Annotated in this window: 25 protein-coding genes; 11 read left to right on the top strand and 14 right to left on the bottom strand. The window is 68.1% G+C overall.

Annotation, left to right across the window (positions count from 1 at the left end; translation table 11 throughout):
- Positions 1-79 precede the first annotated feature (79 nt).
- Together ACQY46_RS11310 and ACQY46_RS11315 are read left to right on the top strand one after the other, a co-directional pair.
- Positions 80-1,753: a lysine--tRNA ligase gene (locus ACQY46_RS11310; protein WP_428700333.1), complete on the top strand. Its 1,674-nt coding sequence runs from the start codon at positions 80-82 to the stop codon at positions 1,751-1,753.
- Positions 1,734-2,498 carry an SGNH/GDSL hydrolase family protein gene (locus tag ACQY46_RS11315; RefSeq protein WP_428700334.1) on the top strand — a complete coding sequence of 255 codons (765 nt, stop codon included), beginning with the start codon at positions 1,734-1,736 and terminating at the stop codon, positions 2,496-2,498. Before ACQY46_RS11310 ends, ACQY46_RS11315 begins: the two co-directional genes overlap by 20 nt.
- Positions 2,499-2,512: 14 nt before the next feature.
- On the opposite strand, the gene ACQY46_RS11320 is transcribed toward ACQY46_RS11315, so the two are convergent.
- Together ACQY46_RS11320 and ACQY46_RS11325 are read right to left on the bottom strand one after the other, a co-directional pair.
- Positions 2,513-3,496: a thermonuclease family protein gene (locus tag ACQY46_RS11320; RefSeq protein WP_428700335.1), complete on the bottom strand. Its 984-nt coding sequence runs from the start codon at positions 3,494-3,496 to the stop codon at positions 2,513-2,515.
- 2 nt (positions 3,497-3,498) lie between these two features.
- Positions 3,499-4,161: a S24 family peptidase gene (locus ACQY46_RS11325; protein WP_428700336.1), complete on the bottom strand. Its 663-nt coding sequence runs from the start codon at positions 4,159-4,161 to the stop codon at positions 3,499-3,501.
- A gap of 264 nt (positions 4,162-4,425) precedes the next feature.
- On the opposite strand from ACQY46_RS11325, the gene ACQY46_RS11330 reads away from it, so the two are divergent.
- The 3 genes from ACQY46_RS11330 to arsC are packed head-to-tail and all read left to right on the top strand — an operon-like array spanning position 4,426 to position 6,244.
- On the top strand, positions 4,426-4,767 hold the full coding sequence (locus tag ACQY46_RS11330) for a DUF952 domain-containing protein (RefSeq protein ID WP_428700337.1): 342 nt from the start codon (positions 4,426-4,428) through the stop codon (positions 4,765-4,767).
- Positions 4,767-5,882: a quinone-dependent dihydroorotate dehydrogenase gene (locus tag ACQY46_RS11335; RefSeq protein WP_428700338.1), complete on the top strand. Its 1,116-nt coding sequence runs from the start codon at positions 4,767-4,769 to the stop codon at positions 5,880-5,882. The genes ACQY46_RS11330 and ACQY46_RS11335 overlap by 1 nt, the downstream gene beginning before the upstream one ends.
- Positions 5,879-6,244: an arsenate reductase (glutaredoxin) gene (gene arsC / locus ACQY46_RS11340; RefSeq protein ID WP_428700339.1), complete on the top strand. Its 366-nt coding sequence runs from the start codon at positions 5,879-5,881 to the stop codon at positions 6,242-6,244. The genes ACQY46_RS11335 and arsC overlap by 4 nt, the downstream gene beginning before the upstream one ends.
- A 5-nt stretch (positions 6,245-6,249) precedes the next feature.
- Here the strand turns inward: arsC and ACQY46_RS11345 are convergent, their stop codons facing one another.
- From ACQY46_RS11345 to betI, 4 genes are all read right to left on the bottom strand, one after another.
- Positions 6,250-6,912 (bottom strand): hypothetical protein, encoded by a 663-nt coding sequence (locus ACQY46_RS11345; protein ID WP_428700340.1) that lies wholly within the window; start codon positions 6,910-6,912, stop codon positions 6,250-6,252.
- 155 nt (positions 6,913-7,067) lie between these two features.
- The gene (gene betB / locus ACQY46_RS11350; RefSeq protein WP_428700341.1) at positions 7,068-8,531 is read right to left on the bottom strand and encodes a betaine-aldehyde dehydrogenase; all 1,464 of its coding nucleotides are present in this window, start codon (positions 8,529-8,531) and stop codon (positions 7,068-7,070) included.
- A gap of 50 nt (positions 8,532-8,581) precedes the next feature.
- Positions 8,582-10,237 (bottom strand): choline dehydrogenase, encoded by a 1,656-nt coding sequence (gene betA, locus ACQY46_RS11355; RefSeq protein ID WP_428700342.1) that lies wholly within the window; start codon positions 10,235-10,237, stop codon positions 8,582-8,584.
- A 28-nt stretch (positions 10,238-10,265) separates the two neighbouring features.
- Positions 10,266-10,844, bottom strand: coding sequence for a transcriptional regulator BetI (betI, locus tag ACQY46_RS11360; RefSeq protein ID WP_428700343.1), 579 nt, complete (start codon positions 10,842-10,844; stop codon positions 10,266-10,268).
- A 692-nt stretch (positions 10,845-11,536) separates the two neighbouring features.
- Here betI and ACQY46_RS11365 point away from each other — a divergent pair.
- The 3 genes from ACQY46_RS11365 to choV all read left to right on the top strand — a co-directional run bounded on the left by ACQY46_RS11365 (position 11,537) and on the right by choV (position 14,475).
- Entirely contained in the window at positions 11,537-12,484 is a 948-nt protein-coding gene (locus ACQY46_RS11365) for a choline ABC transporter substrate-binding protein (RefSeq protein ID WP_428700344.1), read from the top strand.
- A gap of 108 nt (positions 12,485-12,592) precedes the next feature.
- The gene (gene choW / locus ACQY46_RS11370) at positions 12,593-13,444 is read left to right on the top strand and encodes a choline ABC transporter permease subunit (RefSeq protein WP_428700474.1); all 852 of its coding nucleotides are present in this window, start codon (positions 12,593-12,595) and stop codon (positions 13,442-13,444) included.
- Positions 13,441-14,475, top strand: a complete 1,035-nt coding sequence (choV, locus tag ACQY46_RS11375) for a choline ABC transporter ATP-binding protein (RefSeq protein ID WP_428700345.1) — start codon at positions 13,441-13,443, stop codon at positions 14,473-14,475. Before choW ends, choV begins: the two co-directional genes overlap by 4 nt.
- Before the next feature lie 21 nt (positions 14,476-14,496).
- Here the strand turns inward: choV and ACQY46_RS11380 are convergent, their stop codons facing one another.
- Both ACQY46_RS11380 and ACQY46_RS11385 read right to left on the bottom strand, forming a co-directional pair.
- Positions 14,497-15,843 carry an MATE family efflux transporter gene (locus ACQY46_RS11380; protein WP_428700346.1) on the bottom strand — a complete coding sequence of 449 codons (1,347 nt, stop codon included), beginning with the start codon at positions 15,841-15,843 and terminating at the stop codon, positions 14,497-14,499.
- Between the two features lie 91 nt (positions 15,844-15,934).
- Complete coding sequence (locus tag ACQY46_RS11385; protein WP_428700347.1) at positions 15,935-16,843, bottom strand: LysR family transcriptional regulator; 909 nt, start codon at positions 16,841-16,843, stop codon at positions 15,935-15,937.
- Between the two features lie 39 nt (positions 16,844-16,882).
- Between ACQY46_RS11385 and ACQY46_RS11390 the strand changes: the two genes are divergently transcribed.
- The gene (locus ACQY46_RS11390) at positions 16,883-17,326 is read left to right on the top strand and encodes a VOC family protein (protein ID WP_428700348.1); all 444 of its coding nucleotides are present in this window, start codon (positions 16,883-16,885) and stop codon (positions 17,324-17,326) included.
- Between the two features lie 3 nt (positions 17,327-17,329).
- Positions 17,330-18,058: a glutathione S-transferase family protein gene (locus ACQY46_RS11395; protein WP_428700349.1), complete on the top strand. Its 729-nt coding sequence runs from the start codon at positions 17,330-17,332 to the stop codon at positions 18,056-18,058.
- 97 nt (positions 18,059-18,155) lie between these two features.
- Here the strand turns inward: ACQY46_RS11395 and ACQY46_RS11400 are convergent, their stop codons facing one another.
- Positions 18,156-18,521: a VOC family protein gene (locus tag ACQY46_RS11400; RefSeq protein ID WP_428700350.1), complete on the bottom strand. Its 366-nt coding sequence runs from the start codon at positions 18,519-18,521 to the stop codon at positions 18,156-18,158.
- 507 nt (positions 18,522-19,028) lie between these two features.
- On the bottom strand, positions 19,029-19,925 hold the full coding sequence (gene bla / locus ACQY46_RS11405; protein ID WP_428700351.1) for a class A beta-lactamase: 897 nt from the start codon (positions 19,923-19,925) through the stop codon (positions 19,029-19,031).
- 171 nt (positions 19,926-20,096) lie between these two features.
- Here bla and ACQY46_RS11410 point away from each other — a divergent pair, with 171 nt between their 5' ends.
- Positions 20,097-20,978, top strand: a complete 882-nt coding sequence (locus tag ACQY46_RS11410; protein ID WP_428700352.1) for a LysR family transcriptional regulator — start codon at positions 20,097-20,099, stop codon at positions 20,976-20,978.
- Here ACQY46_RS11410 and ACQY46_RS11415 read toward each other — a convergent pair.
- The 4 genes from ACQY46_RS11415 to ACQY46_RS11430 are packed head-to-tail and all read right to left on the bottom strand — an operon-like array spanning position 20,969 to position 25,830.
- Positions 20,969-22,303 carry a class I SAM-dependent methyltransferase gene (locus ACQY46_RS11415; protein WP_428700353.1) on the bottom strand — a complete coding sequence of 445 codons (1,335 nt, stop codon included), beginning with the start codon at positions 22,301-22,303 and terminating at the stop codon, positions 20,969-20,971. The two genes, ACQY46_RS11410 and ACQY46_RS11415, sit on opposite strands and share 10 nt — an antisense overlap.
- Before the next feature lie 40 nt (positions 22,304-22,343).
- Positions 22,344-22,955 (bottom strand): DUF1254 domain-containing protein, encoded by a 612-nt coding sequence (locus tag ACQY46_RS11420; RefSeq protein ID WP_428700354.1) that lies wholly within the window; start codon positions 22,953-22,955, stop codon positions 22,344-22,346.
- Positions 22,952-23,707 (bottom strand): DUF1214 domain-containing protein, encoded by a 756-nt coding sequence (locus ACQY46_RS11425; RefSeq protein ID WP_428700355.1) that lies wholly within the window; start codon positions 23,705-23,707, stop codon positions 22,952-22,954. Before ACQY46_RS11425 ends, ACQY46_RS11420 begins: the two co-directional genes overlap by 4 nt.
- Positions 23,704-25,830: a transglycosylase domain-containing protein gene (locus ACQY46_RS11430; protein ID WP_428700356.1), complete on the bottom strand. Its 2,127-nt coding sequence runs from the start codon at positions 25,828-25,830 to the stop codon at positions 23,704-23,706. Before ACQY46_RS11430 ends, ACQY46_RS11425 begins: the two co-directional genes overlap by 4 nt.
- Positions 25,831-26,048 lie beyond the last annotated feature (218 nt).

A 26,048-nucleotide genomic window follows, 5' to 3' on the forward strand; every position in this document is an offset into this window, starting at 1 on the left:
CGCGAGTGGACAAGCCGGCGCAAACCCTGGACAAGCTGACACCCGACCCGCAACAGACCCGGAAGGCACCGGTCCGCACATGACCACCGCTTCGCAGCCCAAGCTCGACCTTTCTCCCGCCGTGATCGAGGCCGCCCGCACCTCGAAAGCCTGGCCCTTCGAGGAGGCGCGCAAGCTGCTGAAACGCGTGACGGCGGCGAAGATCGACCGTCCGGTGCTGTTCGAGACCGGCTACGGCCCGTCCGGCCTGCCGCATATCGGCACGTTCGGCGAGGTGGCGCGCACCACGATGGTGCGCACCGCCTTTCGCGTGCTCAGCAATGACGAGATCCCGACCCGGCTGCTGTGCTTCTCCGACGACATGGACGGCATGCGCAAGATCCCGGAAAACGTGCCGGACCGCGCCTTGCTGGAGCCGCATCTGCACAAGCCGCTGACCGATGTGCCCAACCCCTTCGGCGGCGACGCGCCGAGCTTCGGCGCCCACAACAACGCCATGCTGCGCCGTTTCCTCGACACGTTCGGCTTCGACTACGAGTTCGCCAGCGCCACCGACTATTACCGGTCCGGCCGGTTCGACGAAATCCTGCTGAAGGCGACCGAGAAGTACCAGGACATCATGGATGTCATGCTGCCGACGCTGGGGCCTGAGCGGCAGGCGACCTACTCGCCCTTTCTGCCGATCTCGCCGACATCGGGCCGCGTCCTCTACGTGCCGATGAAGGCGGTCGACGCGAAGGCCGGCACCATCACCTTCGACGACGAGAACGGTGCGGAGACGACGCTTCCCGTCACCGGCGGGCGCGTCAAGCTGCAGTGGAAGCCGGATTTCGGCGCGCGCTGGGCGGCCCTTGACGTCGATTTCGAGATGTTCGGCAAGGACCACCTGACCAATGCCTCGATCTACGACCGGATCTGCGAGATCCTCGGCGGCACCGCGCCGGAGCATTTCGTCTACGAGCTGTTCCTCGACGAGATCGGGCAGAAGATCTCCAAGTCGAAGGGCAACGGCCTGACCATCGACGAGTGGCTGACCTATGCCTCGCCGGAGAGCCTGGCGCTCTACATGTTCACCAAGCCGAAGACGGCGAAGAAGCTCTATTTCGACGTCATCCCGAAGACGGTGGACGAGTATTTCGCCTTCGCCGGCAAGCTTCCCGCGATGCCGATCGAGCAGCAACTCGCCAATCCGGTCTGGCACATCCATTCCGGCCGGCCGCCGCAGGTCGACATGCCTGTCTCCTTCACGATGCTGCTCAATCTGGTTTCCGCCTCCAATGCGGAAACCAAGGACGTGCTGTGGGCCTTCATCTCCCGCCATGTTCCAGGCGTCACCGCCGCGACCCATCCCAAGCTCGACGAACTGGTCGGCTACGCGATCCGCTACTTCGAGGATTTCGTCAGGCCGACCAAGGTCTTCCATGCGCCTGACGAGATCGAGCTGGCGGCGCTGAAGACGCTCGACGGGAAACTCGCCGAACTGCCGGCCGATGCCGACGGGAGCGCCATCCAGGACGCGGTGCTCGACGTCGCCCGCGCCATCGAGCGCTACCGCGACCACGCCAAGAAGAGCCCCGACGGCGGGCCGGGCGTCTCGGTCGCCTGGTTCTCGGCGCTCTACAAGCTGCTGCTCGGCCAGGAGCGGGGGCCGCGTTTCGGGTCCTTCGTCGCGCTCTACGGCATCGACGAGACGCGGGCGCTGATCGCCCGGGCGATCGCCGGCGAGCTGGCGGATGCGCCGGCCGAAAGCTGAAGGCCGGCCGGCCGTGTCGCGTCTTGCCTTCCACCTGAGCACCCTGGCGCTGCCGCTCTACGCGGTCGCCGGCCTGCGGCTGCGAGCGCGCACCCATCGCTTTCCGCCTGCCGACGGCCCGGTCTTCGGGCACGCCCTGTCGGCGGACGGTGAAGGCGATGGCAAGAACCGGCTACGCCTGCTGGTGCTGGGCGACAGTTCGGCCGCCGCCGTCGGCATTGCGCGGCAGGAAGACGGGCTCGCGCCCTGCGTTGCCGCGCAGCTTGCCCGGCGGCACAGGTGCGGTGTCGACTGGCGCGCGGCCGGGTTCAACTCCGCCACCACCGGGATGCTGCGCGACCATGTCGTCCACAATCTGGAGCCGGCTCCCTACAGCCACATCCTGATCAGCGCCGGCTTCAACGATCTGAAGAACTTCCATTCCGGCCGCCGTTTCCGGCGCGAGTTCGGCGGCCTGATCTACGCGCTCAAGGCCCGCTTTCCCGAAAGCCGGATCTATTGGTCGCAGGTGCTCGCCCCTGACGACGTGCCGGCTCTGACGCCGCTTGTCAGGACCATCCTGCGCCCGCGCGCAGTCGAGATCGTGCGGCTTGGCCGGTGCCTGTGCCGCGAGCGCGGCGTCACCGCCATTCCGGCGACCAAAGGCCTGCCGCGCCGCGCCTTCTGCGCCGACGGCATTCACCCGTCAGAGGAAGGGTTCGCCGGCTGGGCGGAACATGTGGCGGAGCACATGAACGCCGACTGAGGCGGCCGGGCCGCTCAAGGCTCCGGCGTGTCGGGCCTGTGCGTATCGCCGTTCGTCCCGGCCGGGCTCTCCACCGGGCCGTCTTCGGACGCCTCCGCGCCCGGATACCAGGGCGTGTCGACGATCTCCACCGGCTCGCCGCCCAGAAGCGGCGCGATGTCGGGTGTCGCAGCGCCGGGAGCGGGTGCCGAACCGGCCGGCGGACGGTCCGTGCGCCAGTCGAGCTGCCACAGGCCCTTGCGCGCCGCGCGGGCCACCTCGAAGGCCTCGGTCATCGCCTGCGGCGCGCCATCGCCGGGTCTCGCCCAGCCCTGTTCCACCATCCATGTCGCAAGATCGGTGTCGCGCCGCCGGCAATTCGCCCGGATCAGCCCGCCGGCGGTCTCTTCCATGTTGTCGCAGGTGATCGCGTGGCGGCGCACCAGCGCGCGCAACGCCGTGCGCGCCCGCACGCCGCACGGCCAGCTGCCGCCCAGCCGCGAGGGACAGGTTTCCTCCAGGCGCGGGGCGGTGATGCCGGCGAGCCGGATGGTCAGCTTCTTCGTCCGGAAGCTGCCGGCGTCGATCACCATCGGCTGGTGGAAGGTGATCTCGGTCGGGATCTCGCGCCTGGGGAGCTCCGGCAGGCGCGGCTCGACCCGTTTCAGGGGGCCGGAAACCGGCGGTGGCGGCAGGATGTCGTCCGGCGCCACGTTGCGGATCGTGGAGGGATGCGGGGCCGGGGGCGGGGAGGCCGGCGTCGCGGGCGTCTCCGTCGCATCGGGGGCGGTCGGGGAGGTTGGCGCCACCGCTTGCGGGGGCAATGCTGGCGGGGCCGGTGCTTGCGGGGGCAATGCTTGCGGGGCGGCCGCGTCCGGCGCCCGAGGAGCGGGGGCCTCCGCCACGACCCTGTTCTCGGGCGGCGGGTCGCCGACCAGATAGGCCTTGCCGGCGAACCACAGCAATCCGCCGGCGGCGACGGCGACGAGGAGGCCGGTGATCTTGTCGGCGAGCGCCATTGCTACTGGCTCGCCCAGATGATCCGCGCCATCCAGGCGATCTCCGACACGCCGAGCCGTTCCGGCGCGGCGCCGTCGATCAGCGGGGCGAGCTCCACCCGCGACCGTGTGCGCCGCTCGAAGATCCGGGCCAGCACGGGGCCGGAGGCGAGCCGCAGGATCACCCGGTCGCCGCGGTCGATCGGGCGGCGCGGCGAGATGACGACGACATCGCCCTGCCGGTAGAGCGGCAGCATCGTGTCGCCCTCCACCCGCAGCGCGGTGTCGGCCTCCGGCGCCTCGGGCAGCGGCCCCGTGACGACCGGGGGCGCGGCCTCCGGCGTCAGCGCGTCCATCGCCCCGTCGTGGAAGAAGCCGGTCGCCTCGGCCTGCGACAGGCCAAGCGGGGGCAGGGTCGGCGGGATCGCAAAGCGCATGACATCGGCGCGCGCGGTGCGCTCGTCGATCAGGGCGACGAAGTCGGCAAGTTCGGAGCGGGTGGCGCCGAGGATCTTGGCGATCGATTCCATCGAGGGCCAGCGGGGCCGGCCGTCGGAGGCGGTGCGCTTGGACGGGTTGAAGGTGGTCGGGTCGAGGCCCGCCCGCCGCGCCAGCCCCGAGGGGGTCAGGCCGTTCCTGCGGGCAAGGCGGTCGATCGCCGACCAAACGCTCTCGTGCGACAGCATGGCGTGGCTCCAGCGCCCGGCCGGTTGCTGGCAGGGCTTTCGTCCGCCGGGCGTGGCGGCGGACTGCCGAGGGATACTCCCGTTACGGGTATATATTCCTAAAGGCACCCGAGTGCCAGTCCGCGGTCGCCCTGCGGGGGGCTTGTCCCCGTCTTCCGCCCCGTCTTGTTCCCGTCTTCCGCGGCAACGCGCACCCTTGTCTCGGCTGCCACCAGCCTGTAATCCGGCACCATCAAGGACACGCAAGCCGGCCGGGGGCGCTGCATGACGCTGATCTACAAGATTTCTCCGCAAGCAGCCTGGGCGGAGGCCGAGGCTGCTGGGCGCTTCACCGGCGCGCCCGTAGACCTGGCGGACGGATTTATCCACTTCTCGGCCGCCGACCAGCTGCGCGAAACGGCGGCCAGGCATTTCGCCGGCCAGGCCGACCTTGTCCTCGTTGCGGTCGAGGCGGAGGCGCTGGGCGCGGCGCTGAAATGGGAGCCCTCGCGCGGAGGCGCGCTGTTCCCGCATCTTTATGCCGAACTGCCGGTATCGGCCGCAGCGTGGGTGCGCCCGCTGCCGCTCGGACCCGACGGGGCGCATGTCTTCCCGGAGGGGCTTTGATGGTCTCTTCGGTGCTGGACGCGCTTGCCCGCAAGGCGCTTTTCTCCATCGACGCGGAAACCGCCCATGGCATGACGGTGAAGGCGCTGGCGAGCGGGCTGATGCCCTCCTGCCGGGTGCCGGCGGACAATCGCCTTGCCGTCAGCCTCGGCGACCTCGCCTTTCCCAACCCGCTCGGCATGGCCGCCGGCTTCGACAAGAACGGCGAGGTGCCCGACGCGCTCTTGAAGCTCGGCTTCGGCTTTTCCGAGGTCGGCACGGTGACGCCGCGCCCGCAGGAGGGCAATCCGCGGCCCCGCGTCTTCCGCCTCGTGGCCGATCGCGGCGTCGTCAACCGGCTCGGCTTCAACAACGAGGGGCATGCGGCCCTGCGCGCCCGGCTTGAGGCGCGCCGCCATCGCGGCGGCATCGTCGGCGTCAATGTGGGGGCCAACAAGGACGCCGACGACCGCATCGCCGACTATGTGGCGGGCATCGAGGCCTTCGCCGACCTCGCCTCCTATTTCGCCGTCAACGTCTCCTCGCCGAACACGCCGGGCCTGCGCGACCTGCAGGCGCGCGCTGCGCTGCACGAGCTTCTGTCGCGGGTGATGGAGGCGCGCGAGATGGCCGCCGCCCGCCACGGCCGCCCGGTGCCGGTGCTTTTGAAGATCGCGCCCGACATCGACCAGGGCGGCCTCGACGACATCGCCACCGAGGTCCTGGGCTGCGGCATCGACGGGCTCATCGTCTCCAACACGACGCTGGCGCGCGAGGGCCTGAAGGACAGGGCGGGCGCCGCGCAGGCGGGCGGGCTGTCGGGCCGGCCGCTGTTCCGCCTCTCCACCATCGCGCTGGCGCGCATGCGCCTTCGTGTCGGGCCACGCCTGCCGATCATCGGCGTCGGCGGCATCGACAGCGGCGAGAGTGCCTGGACCAAGATCACCGCCGGCGCCAATCTGGTGCAGCTCTACACCGGGCTCGTCTACGAGGGCCCCGGCCTTGTCGGCCGCATCCTCAACCATCTCGGCCTGTCGCTCGACCGGCACGGGCTCGCCGGTCTCGACCAGGCGGTCGGGCGCAACGCCGAGGCCTGGGCCAATATCGACGAGCATGGCGAGGAACTCCCCGTATGAGCGGCGCGCGCGACGTCGTCATCTGGCACAATCCGCGCTGTTCCAAGTCGCGGCGGACGCTGGAGCTGATCCGGGAGGCGGGCATCGAGCCGGTGGTGCGGCTTTATCTCAAGGACGCGCCGGACGAAGCGGAAATCCGCGCCGCGCTTGCCGCGCTGGGTCTTGCAGACCCGCGCGCCTTGATGCGCACCTGCGAGCCGGTCTATCGCGAGGGCGGGCTGGGCGATCTCGACGACAGCGAGGCGCTCGTCGCGGCGATGGCGGCCGATCCGGTGCTGATCGAGCGCCCGCTCGTCATGCGCGGCGGCCGCGCTGTCATCGCCCGCCCGCCGGAGGCGGTGCTCGCCCTCCTGAAGGGCTGAGCGGTTCACGGTCTGTCGCGCAGCAGAGCGGTAATCCGTTCGATACGGTCGAGCCAGGTCGCCGCTGCAGGATTGCGCCACGCGATCAGCTGGCGAAGACGACTGTAGTCGGCCGGCAGGTTGCGAGCGAAGACCGGTTCGTGATGGGCAATCCGGTTTCGAAACTTGCGGATCGCCTGGAGGTTTGCAAAAGCCCGCTCTCGCGCCCTTGGAATGGGGATCGCGGTTGAGGCGCCGGGAAATGCCGTGCGGAAACGGGGAAGCCAAAGACGGGCGTCCTGTCCTCTGGTGAAGATCTTTTCCCAGAACGCGAACTTGAGTTCGACGACGACCCTGCCGACGGTTGTCGCCCGGCCGGATACCTTGCGCAGGTCGTCCTGCGGATCGTATTGCCAGGAGGCCTTGGGTTGCGGCAGGCTGCGCGTGAAGCCTGTCGACCATGGCCAGTCGGGACCGTGTACGGCTTCGAGTGCATGGGCGACGCCGTTGCGCACGCCGATCTCGCAAATCTGCAAGGGGACGATAAAGGCGGCGGATATTTCCAGGTTCCACTGGTAGAGAGCGAGTGCGGGTACAGGTCGATTGCCGCAAACCCGAAGATAGGTGGCAAAACGGGGCGCCGAAATCACGTCCGGCAGATGCCTTATTTCGTCTGATGAAAACGGCACGGACCCTCATGCGGGCTGGTCAAAACTTGACTTTCAAATGCATGAAACCATATGATCCGATAGTACGGCTTTGAGATCCGCGGGCGCAAGCCCCCCCTCATCGCCAACCGGAGTTGCAAGGCCCGCCCCTTGAGGCGGGCCTTCGCGTTTCTGCCTCAATAAGCGCTTTCGACGTCGCCCATCTCCACATAGACCGACTTGACCTGGCTGTAGTGGCCGATCGCCGCGTGGCCGTTCTCGCGGCCGATGCCGGACTTCTTGTAGCCGCCGAACGGCATCTCGATGGGCGTCAGGTTGTAGGTGTTGATCCAGCAGGTGCCCGCGTGCAGGCCCGCCACCATCCGGTGGGCGCGGGCGATGTCGCGGGTGAAGACGCCGGCGGCGAGCCCGAACTCGGTCGCGTTGGCGCGCGCCAGCGCCTCCTCCTCGGTGTCGAAATCGAGCACGCACATGACGGGACCGAAGATCTCCTCGCGGGCGATGGCCATGTGGTCGGCGACATCGGCAAAGACCGTCGGCTCCACGAACAGCCCGTCGGGAAGGCCCTGGACCCGGGCCCGTTTGCCGCCGCAGACAAGCCGCGCGCCCTCGCTCTTGCCGGCCTCGACATAGGCCATCACCTTGTCGAGCTGGCCTTGCGAGACCAGCGGCCCGGTGTCGACGCTCTCGTCCATCGGATCGCCGAGCCGTGCCCTGGCGGTGCGCTCCGCCAGCCGCTCCAGGAAGGCATCCTTCAGGCCGCGCTGGACGAAGACCCGCGTTCCGTTGGAGCAGATCTGGCCGCTCGAATAGAAGTTGGCGTTGATCGCAGCCGACACCGCATTGTCGAGATGGGCATCGTCGAAGACGATCAGCGGCGACTTGCCGCCAAGCTCAAGCGTCACGTGCTTCAGGGTCTTCGCCGCCATCTCGGCCACTTTCGTGCCGGTCGGCACCGAGCCGGTCAGCGACACCTTGGCGACATCCGGGTGGGAGACGAGATGCGCGCCGGTCTCGCCAAACCCCTGCACCACGTTGAAGACGCCGTCCGGCAGGCCGGCTTCGGTGAAGATCTCGGCCAGCTTCAGGGCCGAGAGCGGCGTCATTTCCGAGGGCTTGAAGATCACCGCATTGCCGCAGGCAAGCGCGGGAGCGGCCTTCCAGCAGGCGATCTGGATCGGGTAGTTCCACGCCCCGATCGCCGCGACGACGCCGAGCGGCTCGCGCCGGGTGTAGGCGAAGGAGCCGCCAAGATCGATGTGCTCGCCGGTCAGCGTCGCGGTCAGGCCACCGAAATATTCAAGGCAGTCGGCGCCGGACGCGGCGTCCGCCACAAGGGTCTCCTGCAAGGGCTTGCCGGTGTCGAGCGTCTCGAGCTCGGAAAGCTCGCGGTTGCGCTGGCGCAGGATCCCGGCGGCGCGCCGCAGCACCCGGCCGCGCTCGGCCGCCGGCGTCGCCGCCCAGACCCGGAAGCCGCTGCGCGCCGCGGCGACCGCCGCGTTGACCGTCTCCGCGCCGGCCGCGTGCAGCCGGGCGATCACCTCGCCGGTCGCCGGATAGCGGTCCTCGATCGGCCGCCCGTGCGGGTCCTCGGTGTAGCGTCCGTTGATGTAGTGCGAGGCTTGCGGTTGCGCGCGCATGGCGTGTCCCTCCTGACGGACGCGATTGTTCTTCTGCAGAGTATGGTGGCTCAACGCTGGGCTGTCTGCCAGTGCGGATGTATCCACGCTTCGCGGTTGGAACGTGGCAGGGGCGTGCGGCCCATGACGTGGTCGGCGATCTTCTCGCCCGCCATGATCGAGGGCGCGTTGAGATTGCCGTTGGTGATCTGCGGGAAGATCGAGCTGTCGGCAACGCGCAAACCCTCCACCCCGATCACCCGGCCTTGCGGGTCGACCACGGCATGCGGGTCGTCGGCCGCACCCATCCGGCAGGTGCCGCAGGGGTGATAGGCGCTTTCCGCATGCTCGCGGATGAAAGCGTCGAGCTCCGCGTCGGACTGGATCTTGTCGCCCGGCTGGATCTCGCGGCCCCGATAGGGGGCGAACGCCTCCTGCCCGAAGATCTCCCGGGTCAGGCGGATTGCTTTGCGGAACTCCTCCCAGTCGTCGGGATGCGACATGTAGTTGAAGAGGATCGAGGGCGGAGTCGTCGGGTCGGGCGATGTCAGCGCCACCCGTCCGCGCGATTTCGAGCGCATCGGCCCGACATGGGCCTGGAAGCCGTGGCCTTCCGCCGCCGCCTTGCCGTCATAGCGCACGGCGAAGGGGAGGAAATGATACTGGATGTCGGGATAGTCGATGCCGGCGCGCGAGCGGATGAAGGCGCAGGCCTCGAAATGGTTGGAGGCGCCAAGCCCGGTGCCGGTGAACAGCCACTGCGCCCCGATCAGCGCCTTGGAGACAAGGTTCCAGTGCTTGTAGAGGGTGATCGGCTGGGTACAGGCCTGCTGGATATAGAGTTCCAGATGGTCCTGCAGGTTCGCCCCGACGCCCGGCCGGTCGGCGCGGACCGGAATGCCGAGCGCCGACAGGGCGGCCCCGTCGCCGATGCCCGACAGCATCAGGATCTTCGGCGAGTTGATCGAGGAGGCAGCGAGGATCACCTCGGCCGAGGCGTGTGCGGTCTCGGTCCTGCCGCCGCGCGTGAACTCGACACCTAGGGCGCGCGTGCCCTCGAACAGGATGCGCCGCGCGGTGACGCCGGTCACGAGCCTGACATTGGGCCGTTTCAGCGCCGGCTTCAGATAGGCATTGGCGGTCGACCAGCGGCGCCCGCGCCACACGGTCATCTCCATGTCGGCGAAGCCTTCCTGCTTCAGCCCGTTATAGTCGGGCGTCGTCTCGTAACCGGCCTGCCGTCCCGCTTCGATGAAGGCGTCGTAGAGCGGGCTCCACTTGCTGCCGCGCGTCACATGCATCGGACCGGAGGTGCCGCGCACGCCCGCCTCGCCGCCATGGCTCGTCTCCATCCGCTCGAAATAGGGGGCGACATCGGCATGGGACCAGCCTTGCGCGCCCATCCCGGCCCAGGTGTCGAAGTCGCGGGCATGGCCGCGCACATAGACCATGCCGTTGATCGAGGAGGAGCCGCCGACGACCCGGCCGCGCGGGGTGGCGAGACGCCGTCCGCCCAGATGAGGCTCGGGTTCGCTTTCAAAGCCCCAGTCGTAGCGGGACATGTTCATCGGGTAGCTGAGTGCGGCCGGCATCTGGATGAAGGGGCCGATATCCGTGCCGCCGGCCTCCAGCACCAGCACCTTGTTGGCGGGATCCTCCGACAGCCGGTAGGCGAGGGCGGCACCCGCCGACCCGGCGCCGATGACGATATGCGTCGCGTCCTGCATGGCGTTGTCCATTGCTTCGGGCCCGCCTTCAGCCGGCCAGTTGACGTTCGACATAGTCCTCCACCCGGCGCACGGCGCTGCGCGGCTGGGGAGGACCGTCGGCGAAGATGTGCTGCAGCCACAAGCCGTCGATCATGGCGGCGGTGCCTTCCGCCGCCTGGCGGGGGCGCTCGCCGTCGAGCAGCGCGGCGAAGGCATGGGCCAGGTTCGAGACGAGACGGCGGTGATAGACCCTGAGCAGGCGCCGGGTTTCCGGCTCGGTGCGTGCCTGCAGGTAGAAGGCGAGCCAGGCGGAGATCAGCGCCGGCTGGAACTGGGTCGGCGCGAAGCTTGCCGCGATCATCGCCGAGATGCGCTCGCGCGGCCCGGCCGCCCTGGCCATGCGTTCGCGGGTCTCGCGCGACAGGTCGGTGAGCAGCGCCCGCATCGTGGCGTTCAAAAGGCCCGCCTTGGAGCCGAAATAGTGATGCGCCAGCCCGCCGGAAACCCCGGCGCGGCGGGCGATCTCCGCCATGGTCGCGTCGCCGAAGCCGCGCGCGTGGATCGTCTCCACGGTCGCGTCGATCAGCGCCTTGCGGCGATGTGCTTCCATTCCGATGCGCGGCATGGCGGTTCCCGTTTCACGTTCCGGCGGTTGCTCCCGTCGCATCGCCGTCCCGTGACGGCTCCATCCGACGACGGACACCTGGTACGGCAGCGACGGGTTCGGTGCGGGCCCTGTGCGGCCGCCCGGCGAGCCCGGGACGGCTGGCGCGGCTGCCCGCTTGCCCCTTGCGGGCGGGCATCCGGGCCTGCGCATCCGCTGCGATGCAGCTGTTGCCCGGGTTCCCGGCAGTTATGCAGGAATAATTTTGATTGGCCGTTCAATCAATGAAAAAACGGAAAAAAAGCGGGGAATTGCACATTCCGGTCAAAAATGTTTTGATGCTCGGCGAAACGGGCAGGGAGGCCCGCCTGAATTTCTTCCGGAGATGTCCGGCCGTGCTGCCCGTCCGTGCTGCCTGTCCGTGGCGCCGGTCGAGCCTCGCGCCGAAGACCCCGGGTGCCGCATGCGGGCTCGATGCCAGGAACAGTCCTGCATCGACCTCAGCCTGCAACTGGCCGGGATGTCGGCGCCGCCTCCCGCTTCCCGCCCGTGCCGTTCCGGCGCGCCCGCATCCAGCGGGCCGCCAACCCTTCGCATGCCGCCGGCGCGCAAGCCCGGCGATTGTCGAAAACCGGGCAGGCGCACGCCGCCCGCAGCCCAACCCGGGGATGTCGCGTCTTGCCGCGTCCCCGCGATCAGGAGGACGAGATCCGATGAAGACTTTTGCCCTGCGCCTCGGCGCCGCAGCCCTGGCGCTTGGACTTGCCGCCCCGGCCGCCCTTGCCGCCGACCCGGCATCCTGCAAGGCGGTGCGCTTTTCCGATGTCGGCTGGACGGACATCACCGCCACGACGGCGGTCGCCTCGGTGCTGCTCGATTCGCTCGGCTACGAGAGCGAGGTGAAGATCCTCTCCGTGCCGGTGACCTATGCTTCGCTGAAGAACAAGGACATTGACGTCTTCCTCGGCAACTGGATGCCGACCATGGAAGCCGACATCAAGGCCTATCGCGAGGACGGTTCGGTGGAGACCGTGCGCACCAACCTGGAAGGCGCCAAGTATACGCTGGCGGTGCCCAAATACACGTTCGACAAGGGGCTCAAGACCTTCGCCGACATCGCCAAGTTCAAGGACGACCTCGACGGCAAGATCTACGGCATCGAGGCCGGCAATGACGGCAACCGGCTGATCATCGACATGATCGAGAAGGACATGTTCGGCCTGAAGGGCTTCGACATCGTCGAGAGCTCGGAAGCCGGCATGCTGTCGCAGGTGACGCGCGCTGCGGCGCGCAGCCAGGATGTCGTCTTCCTCGGCTGGGAGCCGCACCCGATGAACGCCAATATCGAGATGGCCTATCTCGACGGCGGCGATGACGTGTTCGGCCCCAATTTCGGTGGCGCCACCGTGCACACCAACGTGCGTGCCGGCTACACGGGCGAATGCCCGAATGTCGGCAAGTTCCTCGAGAACCTCGAGTTCTCGCTGGCCATGGAAAACGAGATCATGGGCGCGATCCTCAATGACGGCACCGAGCCGAACAAGGCCGCGCAGGCCTGGCTGAAGGAAAACCCGTCCGTGCTCGATGCCTGGCTCGACGGCGTCACCACGATGGATGGCGGCGATGCGATGGCCGCCGCACGCGGCGCGCTCGGCCTCTGACAGGTCTTTGAAATGTCCGCGCCGGGGTTCTTCCGGCGCGGGCCACTCGTCACGAGGTGACGGTTTCCCGAGGAACACAGCGAAACGGCGGGGCGACGCGTGGACTGGCTGACCGACTGGCTGACTGACAACAAGCTGCCGATAGGCCCCTGGGCGAAAGCCGTGGTCGACTGGCTGACCAACAATGCCTACTGGGTGTTCGACGGCATTTCCGCCGTGCTCGACGCGCTGATCGCCGGCATCCTGTGGCTGCTCCAGGCGCCCGACCCGCTGACCGCCGTGGTCATTGCCACCGCCCTTGCCTGGGTGGTGCGGCGCAAACTCTCCTTCGCGGGTTTCGTCGCCGCGAGCCTGCTTCTCATCATCAACCAGGGGTACTGGGAAGAGACGACCGAGACCCTGTCGCTGGTCATCGCCGCGGCCACCGTGTGCATGCTGATCGGCGTGCCGCTCGGCGTCGCCGCCGCCCATCGGCCGAGGCTCTACGCCGCGATGCGTCCCGTTCTCGACCTGATGCAGACGATCCCGACCTTCGTCTATCTCATTCCGGCGCTGATCCTGTTCGGCCTCGGCATGGTGCCGGGCCTGATCGCAACGGTGATCTTCGCCATTCCCGCGCCGATCCGCCTGACCCAGCTCGGCGTTTCCTCCACGCCCCGCCAGCTGATCGAGGCGGGCGAGGCCTTCGGCGCGACGAAATCGCAGCTCCTGTGGAAGGTCGAGCTTCCCTACGCGCTGCCGCAGATCATGGCCGGCCTGACCCAGACCATCATGCTGTCGCTGTCGATGGTGGTGATCGCCGCGCTGGTCGGTGCCGACGGTCTCGGCGTGCCGACCTTGCGTGCCCTCAACACGGTCAACATCGCCCGCGGTTTCGAGGTCGGCATCGCCATCGTGCTGGTCGCCATCGTGCTCGACCGCTTCTTCCGCAAGGACGAGAACGGAGGCAAGACGCAATGAGTGCTCCGATCGTCACGTTCAAGGATGTGGACATCGTCTTCGGCGAGCGTCCGGAAAGCGCGCTGCCGCTGGTCGATGCCGGCCGGACCCGCGCCGAGATCCAGGAGGAGACCGGCCAGATCCTCGGTGTCGCCGGTGCAAGCCTCGATATCAACGAGGGCGAGCTGATCGTGCTGATGGGGCTTTCCGGCTCCGGCAAGTCGACGCTGCTGCGCGCCGTCAACGGCCTCAACCGCATCACCCGCGGCGAGGTGCTGGTGCGCGACGGCGAGGCCATGGTCAACCCGACGAGCTGTTCGCCCGAGGAGTTGCGGGCGCTGCGCCGCGGCCGCATCGCCATGGTGTTCCAGAACTTCGCGCTGCTGCCCTGGCGCACGGTGCGCGAGAATGTCGGCTTCGGGCTGGAGCTTGCCGGGATGCCGGTGCGCGAGCGCCGCGAGAAGGTCGACGCCCAGCTCGATCTCGTCAGCCTCGGCCAGTGGGGCGACAAATACGTGCACGAGCTGTCCGGCGGCATGCAGCAGCGCGTCGGGCTCGCCCGCGCCTTTGCCACCGAGGCGCCGATCCTTTTGATGGACGAGCCGTTCTCGGCGCTCGACCCGCTCATTCGCGGCCATCTGCAGGACGAACTGCTGGCGCTGCAGGAGAAGCTCGACAAGACCATCATCTTCGTCAGCCACGACCTCGACGAGGCGGCCAAGATCGGCTCGCGCATCGCCATCATGGAGGGCGGCCGGGTGATCCAGGTCGGCACCCCGCAGCAGATCGTGCGCAAGCCCGCCAATGACTATGTCAGCGAGTTCGTCGCCCACATGAACCCGCTCGGCGTGCTGCGCGCCCGCGACATCATGCGGCCGATGGAGGAGGGGACGCCGTCCGGCCTCGACGACTGCCCGCGCTGCGCGCCGAAGACGCCGGTGCGCGAGGTGATCGCCCTGAAGCGCGGCGTGGCGGTGCCGGTTCTGGTGTGCGACGGCGACATGCCCGTCGGCCTTGTCGGCGAGGCGGAGATCCTCGACTGCCTCAGGTAGTGGGGCGCCGGTTCGGGCCTGTCAGGCCGGCTCTGCCGGAAAGGTCTCCCGCGCCCGCCGGCCGGTGATCGCCAGGAGCGAGAAGCCGCGCGCGGCGAGGAAGATCGTGAAGGCGAGCCACAGCCCGTGATTGCCCATCGCCGGAAACGCGATGTGGTAGACGGCCAGGAACAGGACGAGCGACACCAGCATCATGTTGCGCATGTCGCGCGACCATGTGGCGCCGATGAAGACCCCGTCCATCTGGAAGGCGAGCACGCCGAAAAGCGGCGTCGCCGCCGCCCAGGGCAGGTAGAGGATGGCGACGGCCCGCACGTCCTCCGCCGTCGTCATGGCGTGGATCAGGCTCGGGCCGGCGGTCGTCAGCACCAGCGCCACCCCTCCCGCAAGCGCGTATCCCCACACGAGGCTGAGCTTCAGCGAGTGGTCGAAGGCCGGGCGGTAGCGCGCGCCGACGGCCCGGCCGGCGAGCTGTTCGGCGGCGGTCGCCAGCCCGTCGAGGAAGAAGCTCGCCACCATGAAGAACTTTTCCAGCACCGCATTGGCGGCGAGCACCGTGTCGCCTTGTGCGGCCGAGCGCGAGACGAAGAACGCGAAGGCCAGGATCAGCGCGAAGGAGCGGATCAATATGTCGCCGTTGAGCGCCATCATCCGCCGGAACCGGGCCTTGTCGAAAATGAGCGCGCGCGAGGGCCAGGGCTTGCCCTTCAGCGCGCGGGCCGCGAGCATCGCGCCGGCAAGGGCGGCCAGCGCCTCGGAAAGGACGGTGGCGGCGGCAACGCCCGCAACGCCCCACTCGAAATGCAGCACGAAGAGGATGGAGAGCGCGATGTTGACGCCGTTCAGCCCGGTCTGCAGGCCAAGCGCGGTCATCGCCTGTCCACGCCCGATGAACCAGCCGAGAAAGGCGTAGTTGGCCAGCGCCAGCGGTGCCGACAGGGTGCGCACGGCGAAATAGGTGGCGGTCGCCGCCTGTACCTCGGTGCTGCCGCCCATCAGCCACAGCCCGCCGGCCAGGAACGGCTGCTGCAGCACGATGACGGCAAGCCCCAGCCCCAGCGCCAGCAGCCCGGCGCGGAACAGCACGGCGCGCTCCTCCTCGCCTTCGCCCGCGCCGACCGCCTGCGCGGTCAGCCCGGTGGTGCCCGAGCGCAGGAAGTTGAAGCTGGTGAAGACGAGATCGAAGAGCACGCCGCCAAGCGCGATGCCGCCGAGCAGGGCCGCATCGCCGAGCTGGCCGATCACCGCCGTGTCGACGAGGCCGAGCAGCGGTGTCGACAGATAGGCGAGCGTCATCGGCACGGCGATGGCAAGCACGCTGCGGCTGGTCACGTCGAACGGGCGCACGGCGCCTTGCTGGCTCGTCATCGGGCTTGGCTCTTGGACAGGGTGTTTCGCGGCGCGGGCGGGGACGGGCGGGAGGGGATGAAGATGGGACGATTGCCTTACTGCACTATGATCATGCTTTGCCGGTACGGCGTCCATGTGCCGTCACGCCATTCCAACGGGGATCGTGATTGAAGGCATTTGCGAGAAATCCCATTAGCAGCGATATTCGGCGCACGCTGCGCAAGTCGGGATGGGTGAGAATCCAGAGCGTGTTCACAGTCGCTGCAGGATAAGTGAAACATCGCTTCAAATCCGGCCGCTGTAAATCGTCAGGCAGCAGTGCAACGCCGCAACCTCTTGCCGCCAGGCACGCCATCGTGGTGAGGTCGTCGCATTTTATCGTGGTCAAAGGCTGCTTCTGACCCAGGGCTGTACGAAAAGTCGGATGGCGCAGCAACTGCCCCGCAGGTGCGATCAATCTGTGCCCTGCCAATTCGTCCGCTCCATTCAGCGGCGGCGTGGATTTCAGGTAAGACGGGGCGGCGTAGACTGCCCAGTCGATGCTGAGAACGCGCCGGCCCCAAAGATGATCCGGCGGGCTTTGGGCGACCCGCAAGGCGATATCCGCGCTCCGGTCCGACATGTTCATCTCCTGGTTGGAAACCAAGAGCTCCACCTGGATGTTCGGATGTGCGTCACAGAAGTCCGCCAGATAGTGCGGCAGGACGGCGTCGGAAAAGCTGCGCGGCGCGGTGAGGCGGACAATCCCTTCGGCGCTTGCATCCCGGCCGGAAACGCGCCGATCGATCGCCTCGAAAGATTGAGCGATGCCGAGACCGATCTCACGCATTTCGTCGCCGGCGTCCGTCAGCACAAAGCGGCCTTTGACGCGTTCGAACAGTCGCGTTCCCGTTTGCTCTTCCAGCGCCGAAATGTGCCGGAAGACCGTCGCATGGCTCAGCCCGATGCGCTTGGCGGCCTGGACCTGGGAACCAGTCTCACAGACCGCGAGAAACACTTTAACAAGGTTCCAATCCAAGCTGGGTCCATTTCATTATTGAAAGATACGGTTACAAAAATGTCTATTTCCGCAAAATTTGCAACAAAATACGATCTCCTCATCTCAAGAATCCCAACGACGGAGTTCGACATGATTGGGTACACATCGCTCGGCACGGCCGATATGGTCCGCTCGGAACGCTTCTACGATGCTCTCCTGGCGGAGTTCGGCGCGAAGCAGATCATGCATATGGACGATTTCATCGTCTGGGCGAGCGAAAATGGCGGTCCGGCGTTTTCAATTCACATCCCCGAAAACGGAAAGACCTACTCGGTCGGCAATGGCGTCATGATCGCGCTTGCGGCCGCCGGTCAGGCACAGGTCGATCGTGTGCACGCCAAGGCGCTGGAACTGGGCGGCACGGATGAGGGCAAGCCGGGGCTTCGCGCAGAGGGATTTTATGCCGCGTATTTCCGCGACCCGGATGGCAACAAGCTCAACATCCATTGCATGACTGGCTAAGCGATGTCGGTGCCCTACAAGATTGTCGGGCACCGACTGTGCCCTTACGTGCAACGGGTCGTCATCGTGATGCGGGAAAAAGGCATCGCCTTTGAGCGGACCGATATCGACCTGGACAACAAGCCATTCTGGCTCCAGGACATTTCACCGGGCCGTCAGGTTCCGGTCTTTCGGGTCGGGCCTGACGACTGGTTGTTCGAGTCGGGCGTTATCGCGTGCTATCTGGACCGGATTTCAGGCGGCGGCCTGATGCCGGGCGATCCTTTGGCGCGAGCCCGCCACGAAGCCTGGATGGGCTACGCGGACGGCCTGCTGAGTATCGTCGCCCGCATCATCTATCGCGACGCCGGCGCGTCCGCTCTCTCGACCTCGATGACTGAACTGGCGGAACGCCTGAAGATAGTCGACGAGCGTTTTCGGCCAAGACCATATTTCGCCGGTGAGGCGTTCGGGCTTGTCGACGCGGTGTTTGCCACATTGTTTCGGTATTTCCCCGCGCTCGACGCTGCGTCGGACGCCAAGTTGGAGACCGGGCTTCCTCGCGCGCTCGCAGACTGGTGGACGGTCGTTCGGCGACGTGCGTCGGTGATGGATGCTGTTCCTCGCACATATGAAGCCGAACTCATCCGATTTATCGCAGCAAAGAAAAGCCATGCCGGCCAGGTACTGGCGCAACTGCATGTGAGGATGCACGAAGGCCGGCGACAGCAAACAGCGTGGATTCGGCGGTGAACGGATTGCCCGGCATTGTACTGAGATGGCGGGCAGGAGGGCTTGCTTGCCTGACGCAACCGGCGGGGCCGTCACGCTCGCCGGGGTTGCCAATGGCTCACGTCTCCCCCGCATGTTCCAGGATGTTGAGCAGCCGGCCGTTCGGGTCGCGCAGGAAGAAGCGGCGCACGCCCCAGGGCTCAATGGCGGGGCCGTATTCGGGCACAAGGCCGGCCCGTTCGACCCGCTCCAGCACCGCACTGAGATCGTCGACCTCGATGGAAAGATCCGGCACCGGCGTGCCCGAACCGCCCTCGGTGGCGATGCCGATCTGCGGCCGGGCCGGGCTTTGCGTGGTCGCCGCCAGCGTGACGAACCAGCCATGGTCCATCACCGGTTCCAGTTCGAGGATCTCGCGGTAGAACGCCTGCGAGGTGGCGGTCTCCGCGACGGCGATATTGGCAACGATGCGTCTGACGGCCATGGCGCGTCTCCTGTCCTGCATTCCGGGTCGGGGACCATCGTGTAGCCCCGCCCGCCCGCCATGCATTGAAGAAATGTCCGGCGACGGGCGGGATTACAGAAGCCCGCGTCTTCGTTCTGCCGCAACCGGCGGGAGCCGTCGCCCTTGCCGGGGTTGCCAATGGATCCCCGCTCGGGGGCGGGGATGACGCCTGAGTGGGGGGCAAGGGTCGGCGTGTTGCCGGTCGCGCTGAAGGAGCGCGCAGGAGGGGGTGTCCGGGCGCGTGCACATCACGCGAAGCGCCGGAGGGGATGCGCCGCGCGCCTGCACATCACGCGAAGCGCCGGATGACACCGCCGCCTTACCCTCCCGCGTTCTGTCAGTTCTCGGCGTCACCCCGCCCTCAGGCGGTCACCCCCGGCTTGACCGGGGGCCTATTCGTTTGCAGAGCGGGGGCGGGGGCATCGCGGGGGTCGCGTGACGGTCCGGCCGCCCGGTCCCTGACGAGACCGGCCCCGCCCGCAGATCTCAGACCGTCGCCGCGATGCGGGCGATCTCGGCAATTGCCGCGTTGCGGGCTTCCGGCTTTGCCGCCGGCATCTCGCAATAGGCAGTGACGAGGAGCGGAGCGCGACCGTTCGGCCAGGCGACGCCGATATCGTTGGCAGCGCCACTGCGGCTGGTGCCTGTCTTGTCTCCGACCAGCCAGTCGGACGGAAAGCCGGCCCGCAGCCTTTCGTCACCGGTCTCGTTGGTGATCATCCAGGCCGTCAGCCGGTCGCGCGAGCGGCGCGACAGCGCATCGCCGAACAGCAGTTTGCGCAGTGTTCCGACCATTGCCGCCGGCGTTGTCGTGTCGTGCTGGTCGTCCGGACCGTCAAGGGCATTGAGCGCGGGCTCCGTGCGGTCGTGGCGGGTGATGTCGTCGCCGAGCGAGCGGGCGAAGCCGGTCAGCGCCGCCGGGCCACCGAAGCTCTTCAGCAACAGGTTGGCGGCGGTGTTGTCGGACATGGTCATTGTCGCCTCGCAGAGCTCCGCCACGGTGAGACCAGGTCCGCCGGCATGCTTTTCCGTGCCCGGCGACCAGGATACGAGATCGCGTTTGGTGAAAGGGATACGGCGCTCCAATTGCTCTTGCTTCCGGTCAACCCGGGCGAGAATGAAGGCGGCTACCATCAGCTTGAACGTGCTGGCCATCAGGAAACGTTCGTCCGCCCGGTTGCCATAAGTCGTGCCGCTGGCAACGTCGTGAATGGCGATGCCGAGGCGGCCGCCGGTCTTGCGCTCCAGCGCCGCGAGTCGGCCCTCGATGTCCGCCTTGCCGGCAGAACCTGCGAAGGCGGGTGAGCTGTTCAGCGTGGCGGTGACCGCAGGGGCAAGCAGCAGCGAGCCGGCAAGCGCCTGCCGGCGTGACAAGTTCAGCATGATCTTCGTCTCCGTATGGGTGCGGTTCCGCCCGGCATCCGCCGGTCACGAGAACCATTGCGTCGGTCTCCCCAACCCTCGGACGCGACTATGCGGATGCATTGAGCCCTCGCCAAACGATCAATTCTCGGCGTAGACATGAGAAAATATTGGCCTTTAGGAGCCGAACCGATGGACGTTTCCCAACTGCCGCTCAACGCATTGCGGGCCTTCGAGGCCTCGGCCCGGCTCGGCAGCTTCACCCGCGCGGGGCTGGAACTCAGGGTGACGCAGACGGCGATCAGCCATCAGGTGAAGGCGCTGGAGGAGACCCTCGGCCTGACCCTTTTCAAGCGCCTGCCGCGCGGCCTGGCGCTGACCGACGAGGCGCACGCGCTGCTGCCGGTCCTGACGGATGCGTTTCGCCGCATGAGCGCGACGCTCAGCCAGTTCGAGCAGGGAAACTTTCGCGAGATCCTGACCGTCGGCGTTGTCGGCACCTTCGCCATCGGCTGGCTGCTGCCGCGCCTGAACGGGTTCCGGGAGCGCCACCCCCATGTCGACCTGCGCCTCAAGACCAACAACAACCGCGCCGACATGCTGCTCGACGGGCTCGACGTCTTCATCCGCTTCGGCGACGGCGCCTGGCACGCGACCGATGCGGTCCGCCTGATGGAAGCGCCGTTCGCGCCGGTCTGTGCGCCGGATGTCGCGGCCCGGCTAATGCACCCGGGGGACCTTTCGCGGGAGGAACTGCTGCGCTCCTACCGCCAGGACGAGTGGGCCGTGTGGTTTCGCGCCGCCGGCATGGAGCCGCTGCCGGCGCGCGGCTTCATGTTCGATTCCTCCCGCGCGCTGGTCGAGACGGCGGCGCGCGGCGACGGCATCGCCCTCGTGCCCGTTGCCATGTTCTCCAGGGAGATCGGCGAGGGGCGCGTCGTCAGGCCCTTCGACACCGAGGTGTCGATCGGGGCCTACTGGCTGACCTGGCTGAAATCGCGCGAGGAAACGCCGGCCATGCGCGCCTTCCGGCTCTGGATCGCGGAAGAGGCGGGCGGCGCGCCTCAGCGGTAGAGGTCGGCGCGGGTCAGCGGAATGGCGGGCAGGCCCTTGGCCGACTTGCCGCACAGCACCTGGTAGATGCGCGCCGAGCCGCGATGGAAGGTGAGGGCGCAGCCGCCCAGATACGCGACCCAGAGCCGGTAGAGCTCCGGTCCGGCGAGCGCCTCGGCCTCGGTGCGGCGCGCGGTCAGCCGCTCGCACCAGACCCGCGTGGTGCGCTCGTAGTGCTGGCGCCAGTTCTCCACGTCCTGCACCTCGAAGCCGGCCCGCTCCATCTCGGCGACGGTGTGGCCGATATCGTCGAGCTCGCCGCCGGGGAAGATGTATTTCTGCAGCGCCCGCTGTTCGGGGCGGGTGACGAGCCGGCGCTGCCGCTTCTTGGAGCGCCGCGAGATCGCGTGATTGAGGAACAGCCCGCCCTCGGCGAGGAGGCCCTGCACCTTGCCGAAATAGGCGGGGATGTTGTCGAGGCCGATATGCTCGTACATGCCGACCGAGACGATCTTGTCGAAGCGGCCGTCGAGGTCGCGGTAGTCCTTCAGCTCGAAGGTGACCTGGTCGGAAATGCCGAGACGCTCGGCCTTGGCCCGGGCGAAGGCGAGTTGCTCCTCCGACAGGGTGACGCCGTGGCCGCGCACCCCGTGATGACGCACTGCATGGCAGAGCAGTCCGCCCCAGCCGCAGCCGATGTCGAGCAGCGTCTCGCCCGGCGTCAACCGCAGCCGCCGGCAGGTCATTTCCAGCTTGGCGGTCTGTGCGTCTTCCAGCGAGGCCTCTTCGGAGGGGAAATAGGCGCAGGAGTACTGCATCTCCGGGTCGAGGAAGAGGTCGTAGAAGTCGTTGCCGACATCGTAGTGGAAGCCGATGAAGCGCTTGTTGTCGGCTGCCCCCTTGCGGGTCCGCCCGTCGGACGCGCCGCCGAAGCCGCGGGTCTCGTCCGGCGAGATGGCCGGCGCGACGAGGAGCGGCAGGGCGGCCTTCGCCAGCGCCAGCTTGCCGACCTTGCGCATCCGCCGGCGCGCGGCGCGGTCGGTGGCGAAGGGCATGCCGATATCGATGATGGTGCCGCCGGAAATGTCGATATGGCCATGCGCGTAGTGGCGGATCAGCCGGTCGAGCGAGGGGCGGCGCAGCAGCGAGGGCAGCACGCCGGGCGCATTGATCTCCAGCATCAGGCCGGGGACCACGTTGCCGCCGAGCGGTTCCACCGAGCCGTCCCACAGGCGCAGCGAGAAATGGGCGTCCAGATGCGGCCGCAGAACGGCTATGGCCTTGCGGGTGGCGCGCAGGACGCGGTCATCAAGCGCCTGGCTCGGGGTTTCGCCGCTGGCTGTCATGGGTCTCGCTTTTCGTTTGCGTGGGAGCCGGAAGCCCGGATCATTGCTGCGCGAGCACCGTGCAACGGGCCTCGGCAAGGGCTGCCTCGACGATGTCGCGGCGCAGGGGCTCGCCGTCGAAGGCGCGCAGCAGCGCGTAGCCCATGGTCTCGTCGGTCTCGATGACGATCAGGTCCTCGAGCCCTTCCGGCGGGTTCTCGCGCAGCACGCTGAGCTGCTCGGTGGTGATCACCAGCACGTCGAGCCGGCCGCCGCTGCCGGAGGTGCGGTCGTTGAGGCTGTAGATCGCCTGGCCGCGCGCGTTGAACAGGGCGAAGGACCAGAAGGGCGGCGGCAGTGCCGCCTCGATCTTCAGCGGTCCCCGGCCAAGATCGAAGCGGCAGGCGGCATGCAGCATCGTCGGGTCGAGCATCGGCAGCGGCTCGGCGCCGGGCACGACAGCCGGCAGCCGGTTGAAGACGCCGTCCGGGCCGAAGGCGGCGATGCGCGCATAGGCCGTCTGGGGCACATGCGCGGGCACGCCGAGCACCGTGACGACGTGAACGATGCCGCCGAGGAAAAGTCCGGCGAGGAGGACCATCGCGGCGCGAACGGGCAGGGTGCCGTCGAGGACCTCGCGCCAGAGACCGCCGCGGGCGGAGCGGGCGCTCACCGGCAGTCCCCCCGGAAAATCGAGGGCATCGGTACGTTGGCAACGCCCGTGCCCGTGGTCAGCGGCGTGTCGTAGAGGCGCAGCGCGAAGACGAGACCGGCGGCATCGGCGGCTGTGGGCAGCCAGTTGCCCGGCCGTGCCCGGGCGGCGGCGGTGACGGTGAACTCGCCGTCGGGACGGCGCAGCAGGTGGCGGCTGTCGAGGCCGGTGCGCGGGCCCTGCGTTTCCACCAGCCGCAACCCGGCATCGAGCGGCACCAGCGTCCACAGCCGGGCCGGGGCGGCCTGCCCGGCAATGACATAGTCGCAGGCGGGCGACAGGAGCGCGCCGGAGGAATCGTTGCGCGCCAGGAAGACGAGACCCTCGCCATCGGCCAGCGGCACGCGGCCGGTGCGCGCGTGGGTGGCGGCGGAATAGGGATCTGCCTCGCGGGTGCCCTGGCTGGGCCGCGCCTCCCAGACGCCGAGATTGAGCGTGCCGAAGGCGGGGCCGCGCTCGACCGCGAAATAGGCGCTGAGGAAGCCGATGGAGACGGCGATCGCCAGCACGAGGGCGAGGTCGAGCGCGAATGTCCGTTGCCGGGGACGCAGGATGGCGGGCAGGCGGTCGGGCATCTGCCCGTCGGCTTCCGGGTTGACCGGGAGCGCGGCGCGAAGGCGGGAGCCGCGCATGCCGGAACCGCGAAAACGGCTCGCGGTTCGTCCGGACTGGGAGGCGGGTATCGTCACCGGTATCGTCACTGATGTCGTCACTGGGCGACCGGCTCCCCGCTGGCGCCTGTCGGAGCCTCGACCCGCTTGCCGATGGCGTCCAGCCGGGCGCCGATCTCTTCCAGCACGGCGATGGACTGCTCGCGCAGGAGCCTTGGCCGGTCGGCGCCGATGCCGGCAACCGGCACCTCGTCGGGCGCGCGCGGCGGCCGGTCGACGCCAGGCAGCGGCCGCAACTCGATGCCCTTGTGCGCATATTCCATGATTGCCTGCCAGGTCATCGCCGGAATGCTGCCGCCCGTCATCCGCGCGGTGGAGGTGAAGTCGTCATTGCCGAACCAGACGGCGGCGGCATAGTTGCCGGTGTAGCCGACGAACCAGCCGTCGCGATAGGCCTGCGTGGTGCCGGTCTTGCCGGCGGCGGTGACACCCTCGACGCGGGCGCGCCGGCCGGTGCCGTTTTCCACCACGTTGACCAGCACCTCGTTCATCTCGCCGGCCTTCTCTTCCGGGAAGATGCGTTCGGGCGGGATGCGGCTGATGGCGTGCTCGTAGATCGCCTCGCCGGAGGAGTTGCGAACCTCCAGGATCGCGGTCGGTGTCACCTTGAGCCCGCCGCTGGCAAAGCTCGCATAGGAGGCGGCCATGTCGATCACGGTCACCTCGGCGACGCCGAGCGGCAGCGGCCGGGTGATCAGCAATTCGGTGGTGATGCCCATTGCATGGGCGTAGGCGACGATCTTGTCGCGGCCGATCGCCTGGGCAAGGCGCACGGGGATGGTGTTGATCGACTTGGTCAGCGCGGTCTTCAGCGTCACCGGCCCGGCATAGCCGCGCGAATAGTTGCGCGGGCTCCAGCCGCCGATGGAGATCGGCGCGTCGGGCACCACCGAGGCCGGCGAATAGCCGTTCATGAAGGCGGTGATGTAGACGAAGGGCTTGAACGAGGAACCCGGCTGGCGGATGGCGGTGACGGCGCGGTTGAACTGGCTCTCGCCATAGTCCTTGCCGCCGACCATGGCGCGCACGGCCCCCGTCTCCGGCACGACGACGACGACGGCGCCCTCCTCGACGTGGTAGCGCGGCCCGTGCTGGCGCAGGTTGTCGAGCACGGCGCGCTCGGCCTGCCGCTGCAGGCCGGGGTCGAGCGAGGTGCGCACCGTGACGATACGGTCATTGGCAAGCTCGGGCCGGGTGCGTGCCAGTTCCTTTACCTGTTCGAAGGCGTAGTCGAGGAAATGGTCGGGCGAGCGGTCCTTGCTGCGGTCGATGGCGACCGCCGGATTGCGCCTTGCGCCGATCACCTGGCCCTCGGTCATGAACCCGGCCTGGACCATGTTGGTCAGCACCTCGTTGGCGCGCGCGCGCGCCGCCGGCAGGTTGATATGGGGGGCGTATTTGCTCGGCGCCTTGAACAGGCCCGCCAGCATCGCCGCCTCGGCGAGGCTGAGCTCGCGCACGTTCTTGCCGAAATAGAACTCGGACGCGGCCGCGACGCCGAAGGTGCCGCCGCCCATGTAGGCGCGGTCGAGATAGAGCTTGAGGATCTCGCGCTTGGACAGGTTCATCTCCAGCCACAGGGCGAGGAAGGCCTCGTTGATCTTGCGCTCCAGCGTGCGCTCGTTCGACAGGAACAGGTTCTTGGCCAGCTGCTGGGTGATCGACGAGCCGCCCTGCACGACGGTGCGGGCGCGCACGTTCTCCATCATGGCGCGGAAGGTGCCCATCACGTCGATGCCGAAATGATAGAAGAAGCGCCGGTCCTCGGTCGCCAGCGCCGCCTTGATCAGGTGGTCGGGGATCTCCTCCAGCGGCACCGTGTCGTTGAGCAGGATGCCGCGCTTGCCGATCTCGTTGCCGAACCGGTCGAGGAAGGTGACGGAAAAATCCTCCGTGGTGCGCCAGTCGGCCCGTTCCGTCTGCTGGAAGGCGTCCTGGGCGAGCGTCAGGAGCACGATCAGCCCGAGCAGGCCGAAGGTGACGCCGTCGGAGGCAAGCTCGGCCGCGACCCGGCCGGCGCCCCGCGCCCGGAAGCGCCTGAGCCAGGCCGAATAGCCCTCGACGCCGGAGCGCAGCGAGGAGAACAGCCGCCAGATCGCGGTGTCGACCCAGGCATCGGCCGACAGGAGGCCGGCCCGCACCCGCGTGCCCAGCGGACGACGCATGCCAGGCGCGGGACCACCGCCGGCGGGATTTTCGCCTGCCTGCCTGCCTGCCTCGCCGCCGGCGTGAGCGCCTGGCTGCCTGTCCGGATCGCCGGATCGCTGGTTCACCTTGACCGTCCGTTCTGTTATGGCCGTAACTGTCGGCGCCGGAATGTCCCGCGGGGACGGGCGGCACCGGCCGGTCGGCCGGACGACTTTCCGGAAAATCCCGCGGGCCG

Origin of the sequence: Stappia sp., assembly GCF_965276915.1 — a bacterium.
GTDB lineage: Bacteria > Pseudomonadota > Alphaproteobacteria > Rhizobiales > Stappiaceae > Stappia.